We start from the raw sequence: 14,562 nt of genomic DNA, 5'->3' as shown, positions 1-14,562 counted from the left end.
TAACCTTCTTACTAAGCATAAATACCCAACACACAATAACTTATTCTTAATATAACATATGTACATCCTAGTATATAAATATTACTATTCTAAAAATATCTAAAACCAAATATAAATAACTCAGTATAATCCATATGTTATATTAAGTATAAGTTATTGTGTGTTGGTTATTTATGGTTAGTAAGAAGGTTATTAAGAATCAGGCTGAATTGGGTATTAGGACTCATGATTTTAATGTTCCAAAGGATCATATTTCTCGTTTTGTGGTTGATTTTATTGAAGAATGTTATCCGATTTTGGGAATTAAAGAGAATAAGAAAAAAGGCGGTAGGCCTTCATATCCTCCATGTTCCATGTTAAAATTACTTGTTTATGCAAAAATAGATCATATTGAAAGTGCTAGAGTTATTGCAGAAATGACAAAGTACCATGACATATATAAATTCGTTTGTGATAGAATTAAACCCTCTGAACGTTCAATTCAACGGTATCGCGATGAATTTGGACGTTATTATGAAGTATTGCTTCAAATGACATTAAAAATGGCTGTAAAAAAAGGATTCACTGAATTTAATCATGTTGTAGTTGATGGTACCATCAAAAAGGCATTTAATTCTAACCAAAATATGATCAGCAAAAAAGAAACCAATTTGCTGGTCCAATTCTACAAAGGACTTGAAGTTGACCCTAAAAAGCTTGAGAAACTCAATAAACCTGCTCAAAAAATACTAAATGACAAGGAAATGTCCAATGATGAAAAATTAGAATTATTATATGACATCAGAACTCAATTTAAATTCACAGGACAGGATAAAATACCAATGAATGATATTGAAGCACGCATGATGAAAGGCAAAAAAGGAAACTTCCTGGTTGCTTATAATATCCAATCTGCAGTCGATTACGACACCAAACTAATCTGCGCATTAAACGTCACACAAAACCCTACAGACCATTATCAACTACCAGAAGTAGCTGACAAAGCAATAAACAACATAGGAAAAGTACCAAAACACATAAGTGCAGATACAATATACTTAAACCAAATAAGCTTATCCTACTTTGTAAATAAAGGTATAGATGGATTAATACCAACTAGAAAACAATCCAAAGAAAAAATAGGTAAATTGAACCCAAACCAATTCCACAAAGACCACTTTTACTACATATCCGACCTAGACTTATTTATGTGCCCAGCAGGACAACCAATGTACTTCTACAAAGAATACACACAACCAAGCGAAGACCCAGACAAACCCGACAAAATAAAAAGACTCTACAACAATTACACTGCATGTAAATACTGCATTCACCGAAAATCCTGCTTAACAGACAAACAAACACATAAAACCATCACAGAAAACGGCGGAAGATTAGAAAGAGCAATGTTCTTCAAAATGGAAAAAGAAGAATATAAAGAAGAATTCAAAAAAAGACCAAGCGTAGAAGGACCATTCGGAATATTCAAAGAACAATACCATGTAGAACAAGAAATAGTGATCGGAATGGTAAAAACCGAAGAAAGACTCAACCTAGACGCACTAGCGTACAACATGAAAAGACTATACAATCTCATTCAAGGAAATAAAAACAATAAAGAAGATATAGTTGATTTCTGTGAAAGTATATCCACTACACACCAATTAAAGCTTGATGTAACCATTTTCTAGGTTCCACACTCAAAAATCAGTTTTGGCGGACACCCTTTTTTTTATTAAACCTCTGCTTTTAAAAAAAATTTTATTTTAGGTGATACCATTAGAAACATTATAATCGTTGAATGCAGATCAACAGGAGTAAATTTTATTGAAGATATTGTAAATAGAGGATATAACCCAGTTGTTCTAGAAACCCAATACGGTGACACTGAAGCAGGAGAACTCTATAAGGAAGATGTTGTTGAATGTTATAAAGAAATCAACTATGATTTTGATATAATTTATGAACAGGACAAGTATGAAGACACTCTTAAACTAGTCACTAAATACAATCCTCTTTTAGTCCTTCCAGGAAATGAAAAGGGAGTTATCCTCGCATCAAAACTATCACATGACCTGAACCTCAAGTGCAATCCTATCGAAAACCTTGATGCAATGACATTAAAACATGAAATGCAAAACAAAATTGCACAGCATGGTCTTCGTCATATCAGAGGAAAAGTAATCCGCAGCCTTGAGGAAGCTATAAAATTTTATGATGATGAGCAACTAACTCAAGTAGTTATAAAACCGATATACAGTGCAGGTTCCGCAAATGTCCGTATCTGTACAAACAGAGAAGAGATGATTGAATCTATTAAAGATCAATTCAACAAAACCAACGCATATGGGTATGAAACTGAAGAATTGTTAATTCAGGAACGTATCATAGGTGATGAATACATCGTAAATACCGTTTCATGTGAAGGAGAACATCGCGTAACCCTTGTTTGGAAATACAATAAAATAAGAACAGAAGAGGGAGCTATCATTTACGATACCTGCGAGACCGTAAATGAATTAAATATTGGGGAAGCGGAAATGGTTGAATATGCATATGATGTTGCTGATGCACTTGGAATCAAATATGGGCCTATTCATGGAGAATATATGATTGATGATAAAGGACCAGTGCTTATTGAAGTAAACTGCCGTCCTTGCGGAGGACATATGCCTGCAGAATTTTTAGATAGAATTTCAGGCCAGCATGAAACAGACAGCATCCTGGATTCATATCTTAAACCTGCAAGATTCAAAGAACAGCGCAAAAAAAGATATGAGTTATTTGCCCACGGCGCACTAAAGTTCTTCATTGTACCGAGAGACATTGTAGCAAAATCAACTCCAATACACAACATAACAATCAAATTACAAAGTCACTTCCAACTTTCAATGGATGATATTCCTGCTGAAGATAAAAGAACTTACTTCAAAACTGAAGATGTCGACTCCGCATGCGGAATTGAATTTTTAGTAAATGAAAATGGATCAATACTTCAGGATAATATTAATTACTTGAGAACTCTTGAAAAACATACATTTTCACTGATTTTGAATGATGAAGAAAATGCAAACGAAAGTGAAGACGAACAAGTCTATTTGAAAGAACTTCAGGATTTTATCCAATTCAGCGAAAAATACGGAACAGGACTCTTTGTAACCGATCAATTTGTCGACTCAAAAGAAATCCTTCAAATCAGACCGGACCAACTGGAGGACATCGGAGGAGATTTTGATTTTATTATGGTCAACTTAAACGAAAGTATAATCAGAAATGATCTCAAAAATCTTATCAAAATATTATTGGCCACTTTTGAAAAAATTAAGCCAGGTGGAGTAATTTTCATTCCAAAAACAACATATCACCTCTTCAACAGCGGAAGAAGGGGAATGGAAGCCTTGCTTATTGCTCAAGATTTGAAAATAGAACTTCCTCCTTACGGAATAAAAGACATTATTGTAGCATCAAGAAGATAGCTACAACCTTTTTTTATTTTAAATCAATATAAATTAGAGTTATCAATAATCAGACTTTTATCAGGAATGGCCTGAATTACAGAATCCTTATAATCTATATCTACTGCAATTAATTTCAATGATGATTTTTTTGGAAGGAAACATATTGAATACCTGTTTAGTAATACATATTGAATTTCAGAAATTGCAATCCTTGTTATTTCATTTCCAATGACCATTTCTACATAATCATCATCAATTATTAATTTTTTCTCAGAACCCATGTTTTTAAGATTAGAAATCCTTCTATGAATCAGAAAATAATAAGTTATTGCCAAAACAAATGCAATTGCAAAGATTACAACCACAAAAAAATAGAGAGTATAGCTCATGTCCCTCAAATATAGTATTGAAAATATTGCCAGAAAAACCTATTGAAATAGCTATTAGAATAATTGCCTGAGAAGTTAATCCCCTAATTTTTTGTCTTGGATTATCCATTAACTTGTTATAATCTGACATTACAGCTAAAACTTCTCCATAATAACTGTTTGACCTGCTTTTATCAATTTTCAATTCCATGAGATTCACCTTTAAAGACAAATAATTGAATTAATAATAGTTTGATATTTATATTTATCTAATTTTTTATGAGATGACAAAAACAACAATTACAACTTAAATTCGATTTTTTCCAATTTCAGAAGCTCAATCTTTCTGTCTAAACCTGCAGCATATCCAGTAATTTTCCCTTTGGCACCCATCACTCTATGGCATGGAATCAGAATGGCTATCGGATTGTGACCTACGGCTCCCCCTACCGCCTGAGCAGACATTGTTGGAGATATTCTTTTTGCAATTTCCCCATATGTTAAAGATTCACCATAGGGAATTTCGCGCAGTACCTCCCAAACCCTACATCTGAATTCACTTCCATGAGGGTTAAGTTTAAAATCAATTTTTGGATTCAATCCATTGAAATAATCATCGAACCATTTTTTGACAACTTTAAAAATAGGCAAATCATCATTTTCAACAATTTCCTGTTTGATTGATGATTTGAAATGTTTTTGGTTGTAAAACCAAACTCCGCAAATGGATTTGGCGTCACTGACAATGAATAGATTGCCCAAAGGTGATTCATAATTAGTTGAGAAATACATTTCTACAAATATGATTTGAAAAATTCCTCAAATTCTTCATCATCCATAGGTTCCGGTGTGGCAACATTTTCATTAGCCATAATACTTGAAGCAAGGTCTCTGTATTCTTGTGCTTCTTCACTTTCAGGGTATTTTTCTACAACGGTTTTTGCATCTAATTCAGCATCCTGAATTAAATTACTCCTATGAATTGTACCAACTACATGAGTTCCTATCTTTTTTGCAAAGTCGTTGACTATTTGCTCTTCATTGTCGACATTCCTGCAGTTGCACACTATACCACTTAAATTTCCTTTAAGTTTTTTAACACCCTTAACAATATTGTTTGCTGCATACAATGCCATATATTCACCAGAAGTGACAATTAAAACTTCATCAGCATATTTTTCACGCAAAGGCACTGAAAAACCGCCACAGACAACATCACCCAATACGTCATATACAACGACATCCAAATCCTCATCGAAAATGCCGAGTTTTTCAAGTCTTTTCATTGCCACGATTACTCCACGGCCGGCACATCCGACACCAGGTTCAGGTCCTCCGCTTTCAACGCATAAAATATCTTTAAATCCTTTGAATACCAGATCATCTCTTTCGTAATTTTTGTTGTTTTTGATTGTGCTTACAACTGTAGGTATTCTTGAACCATATAATGTCCTTGTAGTATCTGCTTTTGGATCACACCCTATCACCAAGCAGTTCAAATCATCACTGGCCCATACAGCAGACAGATTAGCTACTGTAGTACTTTTTCCAATTCCGCCCTTACCATATATGGCTATTTTTTTAATCATCAGCATTCCTCTCAACTAATTTATAAACAAAATCGTTTTCCCTTACCTTTGTGGGAATGGCAATTGCCACATTGCATCCTTTTTCAACCATGTCAACTGACTTGCCTTCAATCTGCATGGAATCAATCGTATGAGTAATCGATCCGGTGGTTCGGCCCTGAATGATTATCCTATCACCTATTTTCAGGCCATCCCATATTCTGATTTCGGCCGCTTTGACCTTACTGTAATAATTTACTACCTGACCTATGTCTTTTTTGATGTATTTAGATTGGTTATCTTCACTTGTCTCAAATGGAGTGTTAAAATAAAAATTAGTGTCAAAACCACGGTTAAATACACTTGTAAGTTCATCCATCCAGGAATCCTTAACTTTATAATTCAAAGGGTCATTTTCATAACTGTCAATTGCTTCCCGATATATTCCGGTTACCATTGCACCATAATCCGGACTCCTTGCCCTTCCTTCAATCTTGAACGATGCAACACCACTTTTTATCAAATCAGGAATGTATTCAATCATGCACATGTCCTTTGGAGAAAAGAAGTTGGTTCTGTAACTTCCATCATCACTGCCGGTTATTACAAATGTCTCATCTTCAACATCTGAAAAGTTAACGACACTGTCTTCACCCTCTTCATACGTCAATGTCCAGTTTTTGCGGCAAGGCTGCAGGCAGTCACCGCAGTTGGCGCTTCTTCCATACAATCCATAGCTTAAAAAACATCTTCCGGATATTGCCATGCAGATTGCTCCATGAACAAATATCTCTGTTTCGATTGGGGATTTTTTGGTAATGTCTGTTATTTCACGAAGTGACAGTTCACGTGAAAGGATTGCCCTTTTGGCACCCAACTTTTCAAGTGTTTTTAAGGTAAAAGAATTTGTAACGTTTTCCTGAACGCTTATATGAGCTTCAAGGCCATGCGATACAGTTTCTTCAATCAAACCGATATCAGATAAAATAAGTCCATCTATTTCAGATGAAGATATAGTTTCCAAATTTGACTGCAATTCGGATGCTAACTTTTCATTTAAAATTATATTTGTACATAAATAGGTTTTAGCTCCGTACTCACTTGCAATTTTAGACACTTCAGACAAGTCATCCAGAGAAAAATTTTTGGCATTGGCCCTCATGTTATAATCATCAAGGCCAAAGTAAACTGCATCAGCGCCGTTTTTTAAAACTGCACTCAATGAAATAAAGTTTCCGGCAGGAGCTAATAGTTCAACCATAAAAATCTAAGGTTTATAGTATGATTCAGCTACAATATTGTCCGGAAGGTCTGTAGGATATTCCTCATTCAGACAGCCTAAACATAAATCTTCCTTATCCATTCCAATAGCTTTAACCAATGCAGGCAAAGTAATATAACCTAAAGAATCAATGTTCAACTGTTTCTGGATTTCTTCAACACTGTAATTTGCTGCAATCAATTCTTTTTTAGTTGCCATTGCAACTCCATAATAACATGGAGCGATTACAGGAGGACATCCAACAAGGAAATGAATTTCAGCAGGTCCCGCTTCCTTGACAAGATCAAGAAGCTGTTTTGAAGTTGTTCCTCTGACAATACTGTCATCTATTAAAATAATCTTTTTGCCTTTAATTGCTTCTTTAATAGGATTCAATTTAAGCCTGACTGCAAGTTCCCTTTCTTCCTGTGTCGGCATGATGAATGTCCTTCCAACATACCTATTTTTGATTAATCCTTCACCATATGGAATTCCTGATGCTCTGGAATAACCGATTGCCGCAGGAATTGATGAATCAGGAACCGGGATAACAAGATCCGCATCGATAGGATACAGTTCATGCAATTGCTTTCCGATGTTCATCCTGGTTTGATAAACATTGATTCCGTCAATTGTACTGTCAGGTCTTGCAAAATAAACATATTCAAACATACAATGGGAGAGTTTGCATTTTCCTGCACTTTCCAGCATGTGAGATTTGATTTCATTTCCCTCAAAGTAAACAACTTCTCCAGGAACTATGTCTCTGATATACTCTGCATTAATTACATCGAATGCAACAGTTTCGGATGCTAAAATGTATTCATCATCTCTTTTTGCAATAGCCAGAGGTTTAATCCCCATAGGATCTCTTACAGCATATAATTGACCATCAATTAAAATTGTTAATGCATATGAACCTACGAGTCTTTTACAGACAGATTCAATGGCCTCTAAAACATCCTTTTCATTATCGTGATGTGCCTGTTTTAGCATATAACAAATTACTTCTGAATCAGAATCGGATTTGAAATAAAATCCGTCTTCAATAAGTTCATTTCTTAACTCTTCAGAGTTAACAATATCTCCATTATGAGCCATTGCAATGAATCCATCACCAAAATCAGTTACAAAAGGTTGTGAATTCTCTAATTTTGATTGACCAGTTGTAGAATATCTTACATGACCAATTGCTTTATTTCCAGTTAAATTATGGATTTCATAATCTCTAAATACATCAGTTATTAAACCCATCCCACAGTAAAAATTCAAACCTTTTTTAGAGTTAAAAGTAGCTATTCCAGCTGATTCTTGGCCTCTGTGCTGTAAAGCATACAAACAATAATAAACAAAAGAGGCTACATTTTTGGATTCATCCAGTGAATGAATACCAACAATACCACACTTATCTTCAATCTCACCTTGCATTTGCAAACTCCTATAAAATAGTATAATAATATTTTAATTAAAACTAGTATAAAATAATTCGGTTTTAATCCCAAAAATTCTCGAAGGCACTGGAAACATCATCATAATCTTCACGTACTTCAGGAACTTTTTCTGGAGTTTTTTCATTTAACTCTTTTTTTAAATCATCAGAATTATCATCAACAAAGATTAATGCTGTTCTGACAATGTTTAACCATTCTATAGCCTTTGATTTGGATTCTGCAGCAATATAATTTTGACCGACTATTATGTTTTCGGGTCTGAACTTATTTGTTGCAATGACAATTCTCTCGCTGTCGACCAAATCCTGCCTGAACAGTTCCTGCCAGAGTTCCTCAAGATTAAAAATTTCCAGAATTTCCTTTGAATAGATATCCTCATAACGTAATTTGAATGATGAAAAATCGGATTTTAATTCGTCCATGTCTTCAATAAGGTCCTTATTTTCACGTGTTAAAACTTCATTTTCTTTGATTAATTTATTATAGTCATCAAGGAGATTGTTATAGTTATGAGTTACTTTCATTAGTTTGTTTTCTAAAGTATGGATGTTGATTAAATTTAGAGAATAAGATAGTGTAGACCTTATTATTGAATTCAAAATTTCCTTTTCGGCCAGATTGAAATCAATGGATTCATCCTCAACAATGATGTTATTGTAATCAAACAGCCCAACATGATTAAAATCAGTTTTCAATTCATTAAAAAGAATATTGTATGTTTCATCATGACCGTAACCTCCAATCAACAGAATATCCGCACCGCCAGCTACTTTTTTGACTATGCTCAATTCTGTGGTCGGTATGATTGATGAAACAATTATGTTATAATCCCTTTCAAGCTGGATATTGTTGACTGCCTTTGAAACAAGCTGTGCAATATCCAGTCCCTGAACGATTATTCGAACGTCAATTTTAGATTCGTGAGATTCACTGTCCATAAAATTTACCTAAATCTTATTTATTTTTTCATGCCATTTCCATGCAGACTCAACAATCTGCTGCAAGTCATATTGAGGAGTCCAACCCAGTTTTTCATGGATTTTGGTTGAATCAGCAATCAAAATGGCCGGATCACCTTCCCGGCGATCATCCATCTTAACTTCAAAATCACATTTGGTGACCTTTTTGCACATGTCGATTACTTCGCGAACGGAATATCCTTCACCATTTCCCAAATTAAATATGTTGGATTCCTTTTCATTACATAAGTATTCATATGCCTTGATATGAGCATCCGCCAAGTCATTTACATGAATATAATCACGAATACAGGTTCCGTCAGGAGTATCGTAATCACTGCCAAAAATGGAAATGCTGTCCCTTTTTCCTATGGCCGCATCCAACACCAACGGAATCAGATGGGTTTCAGGATCGTGCAGTTCACCAATTTCGCCGTCAAAGTCAGCGCCTGCAGCATTGAAATATCTTAAGGACACATAGTTGAAGTCACCTTTTTCAGCTTCCCTTTCAAGAGCCTTTTCAGTTATAAACTTGGAGTGTCCGTAAGGATTGATTGGTTTTAAATCTGTATCTTCAGTGATTGGAATCTTTTCGGGGTTTCCGTAAACTGCTGCAGTTGATGAGAGAATAAATTTATCAACGCCAAATTCTCTCATAACTTTAAGGAGATTTAATGTATTTTTGTAATTGTTTTTTAGATATTTTTGTGGAAATTCAACAGATTCCGCAACTGATGAAAAAGCAGCAAAGTGAATAACGCCCTCAATGTCATATTTTTCAAAAACTTCTCTGATGTTATCCTTACCGAAGTCATAGTTTTCGAAGTTACCCCATTTAACAAAGTTTTCATAACCTTTGCAAAGATTGTCTACAACTACAGTATCATAACCTGCATTGTGCAATGCCTTATTGGTATGAGAACCAATATAACCTGCTCCACCAGTAACTAAAATCAATTTTAACACCTAGATGAATTTACCTAATTTAAGCAAAGCTTTTGGAGAAATCTTGATTAATTTTTTAACAATTTCAGTTGTTGAAATTTTTTCAAAGCTTTCGTCTTCAAATGCATGTGCAATGCTGTCAAGTTCATCATCAGACAAGGTCAGCAAGTACTCCTGAACTTTTTTATACCTTTTGATTTCATGGTCAAGCTCTTCATGAGCCATTTGGTCATATAGTTTCAGGAATTTTTTGGAACAGTCCTCTTTGATAGCCTGAGCAGCCACTTGGCCTGCGCACATTCCACCGGTCATACCGGAAATGATTCCACCACCAGTCAAAGGATTGACTTGTCCTGCTGCATCTCCAACAACCATTATATTATCATCATAAAGTTTTTTGGTCATTCCTCCGACAGGGTCCCCTCCGACATTCAATTCAACAGCCTGAGCGTTTTTAAGGTAAGGGGAAGTTGCTACAAAATCATCCAAATACTCTTTTGCGGTTTTTTCAGCCTTGTGAGGAAGTATTGCCAAACCGACGTTTGCAATGTCATCACCTTTAGGGAAAATCCATACATATCCTCCAGGTGCGCATGATCCGAAGTAGAATTCGATGACTCCAGGCCTTTCGAATTCAACGTTACACATTTCATATTGGACACCGGATTCCATTTCTTTTGCTTTTGCAGCAGGTCTAAGACCGGCCCATCTTGCAACATGTCCTTCCGGACCGTCTGCAGCGATTAGAATTTTACATTGATAATCTATTTTTTCGCCCATGCATTCTGTTTTGACAATGTAACCGTTATCTATTTTTTCTATACCAGTTACAAGAGTTTTGATTTTGATTTCAGCTCCTGCTCTTGCGGCATCCATTGCCATGTGCTTATCAAACACTTTTCTTTCAAGAATATAACCTGCTTCAGGCAATTTCACTTCATCTTTGGTTAACCAAACATCAGTACTGTCAGGTGCCACTAATCTTACACCTTGAATTTCCTGGGTTACCCAGCGAGGGGAAGGTTCAATTCCCAATTTTTCCAATCCTTGAATTGATACACCTTCAGCACATCTTTTCGGTGAACCTATTTCGGATTTCTTATCCATCAAAATAACTTTTGCTCCTCCTAAAGCAGCATGTTTAGCAGCACTAGAACCTGCAGGTCCGGAACCAACAACTATTACATCAGTTTCAATCATATAATCATTCCTCTTTTTCTAAAGCATCAATAGGACATGCTTTAATGCATGTATCACAATCTTTACAGTCGTCATCGTTAAAGACCAATGAATACTCTCTAACTTGAATCAGGTTTCTTGGACATACTCCGGCACATTCCCCACAGAATGAGCACCAATCTTTTACAATCATATTAAAATCTCCATAAGAATAACTTATTTATTTTATAATAGTTAGTTTTTTATACTATATATAAGTTTAGTTAAAATAAGAAAAAATAAACAATTTAATAAAGAAAAAAAAGTTTTAAAGTATTATTTAACCAATAATACTGGAACATCACAAGTTCTTAAAAGTCTTTCTGAAACAGAACCTATTTGGGTATCACTAACCTCATTGTCTTCAAATGAAACAAAACGATTGTTGTTGGCCCCATGGGCATGTATAACAACTAAATCAGCTCTTGTTTGCTTGACAATGAAATTCATGTCTCTTAAAGGATCTGCCGTAAGCAGATGCTCGACCACATCAACACCCACTTCGGAAGCCTTTTGAGTAATTTTTGCCAAAATTTCGTCACCGGAGTCCTCCTCATCATCATAACTGTTAAATGAGAATTCTTCCAAAACATGAACCGCAGCAATCTTGGATGAAAATTTCTCGGCCAGTTCAATGGCTATATCTGCAGCAGCATAACCGTAATCGGATCCGTCAACCGGAACCATAATCACGTCAAACACCTTAATCACCTTTCAGGTAATCCGCATGACAGAAATCAATGAAGTTGTCAACAATCTCATCAATGTTGTCGCTGTCATCGATGATTTTTCCGTCATCCATGAAAATTGCCCTGTTACTCAATTCCTTGATGAAGTCAGTGTTGTGTGAAATCATGACAATGGTAATTCCATATTCCTTGGAAATCTTTTTAAGTGAATTTGTAACATCCCTTAATGTAACCGGATCCAAATCTCCAAAAGGTTCATCTAAAAGCAGGAATTTAGGTTTTGAAATTAAAATCAATGAAAGCATTACACGAACTTTTTGACCGCCTGACAGTTCATATGATTTCCTGTAAAGTATATCCATATCCAAATCAAGACTTTCAAATATGTCCTTGACAGCTTCCTTTGTTGCAGTTTCAGGGAATCTCGGGAACAGATCATTTAAAATTTCTGCATCAAGCCCGATTTGTTCAAGACGATATTTTGCTTCTGTTTCAGGCAAATCGGTTAACAGATAAAATGAATCCAACAATTCTTCACCGATACCAACTTTTCTGGCTCTTTCCTGTGCCTGTTTTACTATGTCCTGATTTTTATATCCTAATCTAGTAGCTAACTGGTTTAAAACAGTTGCATAATGAACCAGAGAAAACTCCTGATGCATGAAACCTAATTTTGAACGTATTTTCATACGGCTCAAGCCGGGAACCTCGATGTCACTCCATTCATCGTCAACATAATACAGTATGTCACCGTCATCAGGATAGTCAAGGCCTCCAAGCATTCTTAAAAGGACAGTTTTTCCCGCACCGCTCGGACCGATAATGCTTAATATATTTTCGTTTTGGACCTTGAAGTTGATGTCCTCCATTTCAAGAACTTCACCACCGGTTAACAGGTAGAACCTTTTTTTAATGTTACGGGCTTCGATTAAATCCTCATCGGTTGCAATATTTTTAATGTCGACGATTGGTTGCATATCTTTCATGAACTTGTCACAGATTTCTTCAGGACTTCCTTCATCGGCGATTTCACCATCTTCAAGCAGAATTACCCTGTCAGCAAGGTATTTTTGCACATCAGGTAAGTGAGAAACGAGAACTACAGTAATATTCAATTCCTTATTGATTTTTTTAACAGCATCCAATATTTCCTGTTTTGTTTTAGGGCATGCCATGGTAGCTGGTTCATCAAGAAGTAATGCTTTAGGGCGTTTTGCAAGCTGACGGGCCATGATAAGCCTTTGCTTTTCACCACCACTTAAAACTGATGCATAGTGGTCAGCCTTATGGGTGAGTGAAACAAGCTCCAGAAGTTCATCTGCCTCTTCACCGAATTCACTTTCAGCCACTTCAAAGTTAGTGTCACCTTCATCGAAGTATCTTCTGGCATACAGTTTTCTTAAGACGTTTTCACGAACTGTATCAGGCCATAAACCAAAAGATCTTTGAAGATGAATAGCAGTTTCCTTTTTAAGTTGGTTGTAATAAAATTGAGAAGAATTTCCATCTACACTGACCTTATCTACAGTGATTTTTCCTGAATCGATGTGTTCCACACCTCTCAAAGCTCTCAAAAGTGTAGTTTTACCGGAACCACTTTTCCCCATGATTCCCAGAATTTCACCTTCCTTTACCTCAAAACTAACATCGTTTAAAGCTTTAACTTTAGTTCCATCATCTAATTCATAATCTTTATAAACATTTTCTACCTTTATCATTCTTCATGCCCCTTTAATAATAATTAAATATTAATCATGAAACTATTTATATTTTTTACAACAATACATTAAACCAAGTGATAAAAATGGCTAGCGAAAATAAAATTCAAGAATATATGGATAGCTTAGAACAAGAAAAGATAATGATTGAAACTCATTTTGCAAATATGGAACGTATTTTAAATGACAATCCTAAATTAGACCAGCAAAAAGCATTTGCACTACTGTCTAACTACAATACATTAAGTATCCAATACGACCAATTATGCAATGACCTAATCACTTTTATCAAAATATTTAAGGGTGACGACGAACAGGAAATCAGACTCTACAAAACCGAAGAGTTGGTAGAGTTACTGGAAGAGAAAGTAAATCAATTTTAGCTATCATAAGCAATTGATACACTTGATAATTCTTCTGTAGTTGAATTTTCAGCTACAACCTTACCATTTCTTAGAAGTTGAATCTTAAGTTCACCTTCTCCATCATATTTTTCAGCCTCAATTTCCACATCATCCCAGGCGGCACAGTCAAGAGAGTATGTCACCATTCCGTGACCTGTTTCTTCAATCATATAATTAGGGTCACCCATTTTAGCATACCAGTTACCGTTGTAATTAATGACCGCTTTGTAAGGATAAGTAGAAGATTGATGTTGAGTTCCATCATCAGCAACAATATTCAGTGATTCATCACTTGTCGGTTGAAAATGATTGTTTATAAAAGAAAACAATAAAAAAGCTACAACAATTATTCCCAATACCAGTATTATTTTTTTCGCCATTCCTACTGCCCAGGCACCATTTTTCACATTTCTAGTAGTAGTTTTTGCCTGAGAGTTCTGAAGAAGGTAGGAACAGTTATCACAATATACAGATGAGGATGCATTTTCATATCCACATCTTGGACATTTTACCATAAATCAATTTCCTATATACTTTGTTATAA

General features: G+C 35.3%; 16 protein-coding genes. 3 read left to right on the top strand and 13 right to left on the bottom strand.

Features of this window, described 5'->3' with window-relative positions; translation table 11 throughout:
• The first annotated feature begins 173 nt into the window (after positions 1-173).
• Positions 174-1,670 carry a transposase gene (locus ACKI2P_RS00210; RefSeq protein WP_407374107.1) on the top strand — a complete coding sequence of 499 codons (1,497 nt, stop codon included), beginning with the start codon at positions 174-176 and terminating at the stop codon, positions 1,668-1,670.
• 423 nt (positions 1,671-2,093) lie between these two features.
• On the top strand, positions 2,094-3,455 hold the full coding sequence (locus ACKI2P_RS00205; protein WP_407374105.1) for an ATP-grasp domain-containing protein: 1,362 nt from the start codon (positions 2,094-2,096) through the stop codon (positions 3,453-3,455).
• Between the two features lie 23 nt (positions 3,456-3,478).
• On the opposite strand, the gene ACKI2P_RS00200 is transcribed toward ACKI2P_RS00205, so the two are convergent.
• The 12 genes from ACKI2P_RS00200 to ACKI2P_RS00145 form a co-directional block, all read right to left on the bottom strand.
• Positions 3,479-3,718: a hypothetical protein gene (locus ACKI2P_RS00200; RefSeq protein WP_407374103.1), complete on the bottom strand. Its 240-nt coding sequence runs from the start codon at positions 3,716-3,718 to the stop codon at positions 3,479-3,481.
• 22 nt (positions 3,719-3,740) lie between these two features.
• A complete protein-coding gene (locus tag ACKI2P_RS00195) occupies positions 3,741-4,016 on the bottom strand; it encodes a hypothetical protein (protein ID WP_407374101.1) in 276 nt (91 codons plus the stop codon).
• 89 nt (positions 4,017-4,105) lie between these two features.
• Positions 4,106-4,597 carry a methylated-DNA--[protein]-cysteine S-methyltransferase gene (locus ACKI2P_RS00190; RefSeq protein WP_407374100.1) on the bottom strand — a complete coding sequence of 164 codons (492 nt, stop codon included), beginning with the start codon at positions 4,595-4,597 and terminating at the stop codon, positions 4,106-4,108.
• A 2-nt stretch (positions 4,598-4,599) separates the two neighbouring features.
• Entirely contained in the window at positions 4,600-5,394 is a 795-nt protein-coding gene (cfbC, locus tag ACKI2P_RS00185) for a Ni-sirohydrochlorin a,c-diamide reductive cyclase ATP-dependent reductase subunit (protein WP_407374098.1), read from the bottom strand.
• Positions 5,387-6,634: a U32 family peptidase gene (locus ACKI2P_RS00180; RefSeq protein ID WP_407374096.1), complete on the bottom strand. Its 1,248-nt coding sequence runs from the start codon at positions 6,632-6,634 to the stop codon at positions 5,387-5,389. The genes cfbC and ACKI2P_RS00180 overlap by 8 nt, the downstream gene beginning before the upstream one ends.
• Before the next feature lie 6 nt (positions 6,635-6,640).
• Positions 6,641-8,062 carry an amidophosphoribosyltransferase gene (gene purF, locus ACKI2P_RS00175; protein ID WP_407374094.1) on the bottom strand — a complete coding sequence of 474 codons (1,422 nt, stop codon included), beginning with the start codon at positions 8,060-8,062 and terminating at the stop codon, positions 6,641-6,643.
• A gap of 64 nt (positions 8,063-8,126) precedes the next feature.
• The gene (locus ACKI2P_RS00170) at positions 8,127-9,023 is read right to left on the bottom strand and encodes a hypothetical protein (protein ID WP_407374092.1); all 897 of its coding nucleotides are present in this window, start codon (positions 9,021-9,023) and stop codon (positions 8,127-8,129) included.
• A 9-nt stretch (positions 9,024-9,032) separates the two neighbouring features.
• Entirely contained in the window at positions 9,033-10,001 is a 969-nt protein-coding gene (gene galE, locus ACKI2P_RS00165; protein WP_407374091.1) for a UDP-glucose 4-epimerase GalE, read from the bottom strand.
• A gap of 9 nt (positions 10,002-10,010) precedes the next feature.
• Positions 10,011-11,189, bottom strand: coding sequence for an NAD(P)/FAD-dependent oxidoreductase (locus tag ACKI2P_RS00160; RefSeq protein ID WP_407374089.1), 1,179 nt, complete (start codon positions 11,187-11,189; stop codon positions 10,011-10,013).
• 4 nt (positions 11,190-11,193) lie between these two features.
• Complete coding sequence (locus tag ACKI2P_RS00155) at positions 11,194-11,361, bottom strand: 4Fe-4S binding protein (RefSeq protein WP_292744004.1); 168 nt, start codon at positions 11,359-11,361, stop codon at positions 11,194-11,196.
• Positions 11,362-11,483: 122 nt separating this feature from the next.
• Positions 11,484-11,909: a universal stress protein gene (locus ACKI2P_RS00150; RefSeq protein WP_407374087.1), complete on the bottom strand. Its 426-nt coding sequence runs from the start codon at positions 11,907-11,909 to the stop codon at positions 11,484-11,486.
• Between the two features lies 1 nt (position 11,910).
• On the bottom strand, positions 11,911-13,614 hold the full coding sequence (locus ACKI2P_RS00145; protein WP_407374086.1) for an ATP-binding cassette domain-containing protein: 1,704 nt from the start codon (positions 13,612-13,614) through the stop codon (positions 11,911-11,913).
• A gap of 86 nt (positions 13,615-13,700) precedes the next feature.
• Between ACKI2P_RS00145 and ACKI2P_RS00140 the strand changes: the two genes are divergently transcribed.
• A complete protein-coding gene (locus tag ACKI2P_RS00140; protein WP_407374084.1) occupies positions 13,701-13,997 on the top strand; it encodes a hypothetical protein in 297 nt (98 codons plus the stop codon).
• Here the strand turns inward: ACKI2P_RS00140 and ACKI2P_RS00135 are convergent.
• Positions 13,994-14,533 carry a zinc ribbon domain-containing protein gene (locus ACKI2P_RS00135; protein ID WP_407374082.1) on the bottom strand — a complete coding sequence of 180 codons (540 nt, stop codon included), beginning with the start codon at positions 14,531-14,533 and terminating at the stop codon, positions 13,994-13,996. The genes ACKI2P_RS00140 and ACKI2P_RS00135 overlap by 4 nt on opposite strands.
• Positions 14,534-14,562: the final 29 nt, after the last annotated feature.

Source organism: Methanobrevibacter sp. (assembly GCF_045541095.1).
GTDB lineage: Archaea > Methanobacteriota > Methanobacteria > Methanobacteriales > Methanobacteriaceae > Methanocatella.
This window is presented reverse-complemented; position numbering and strand designations above follow the sequence as displayed.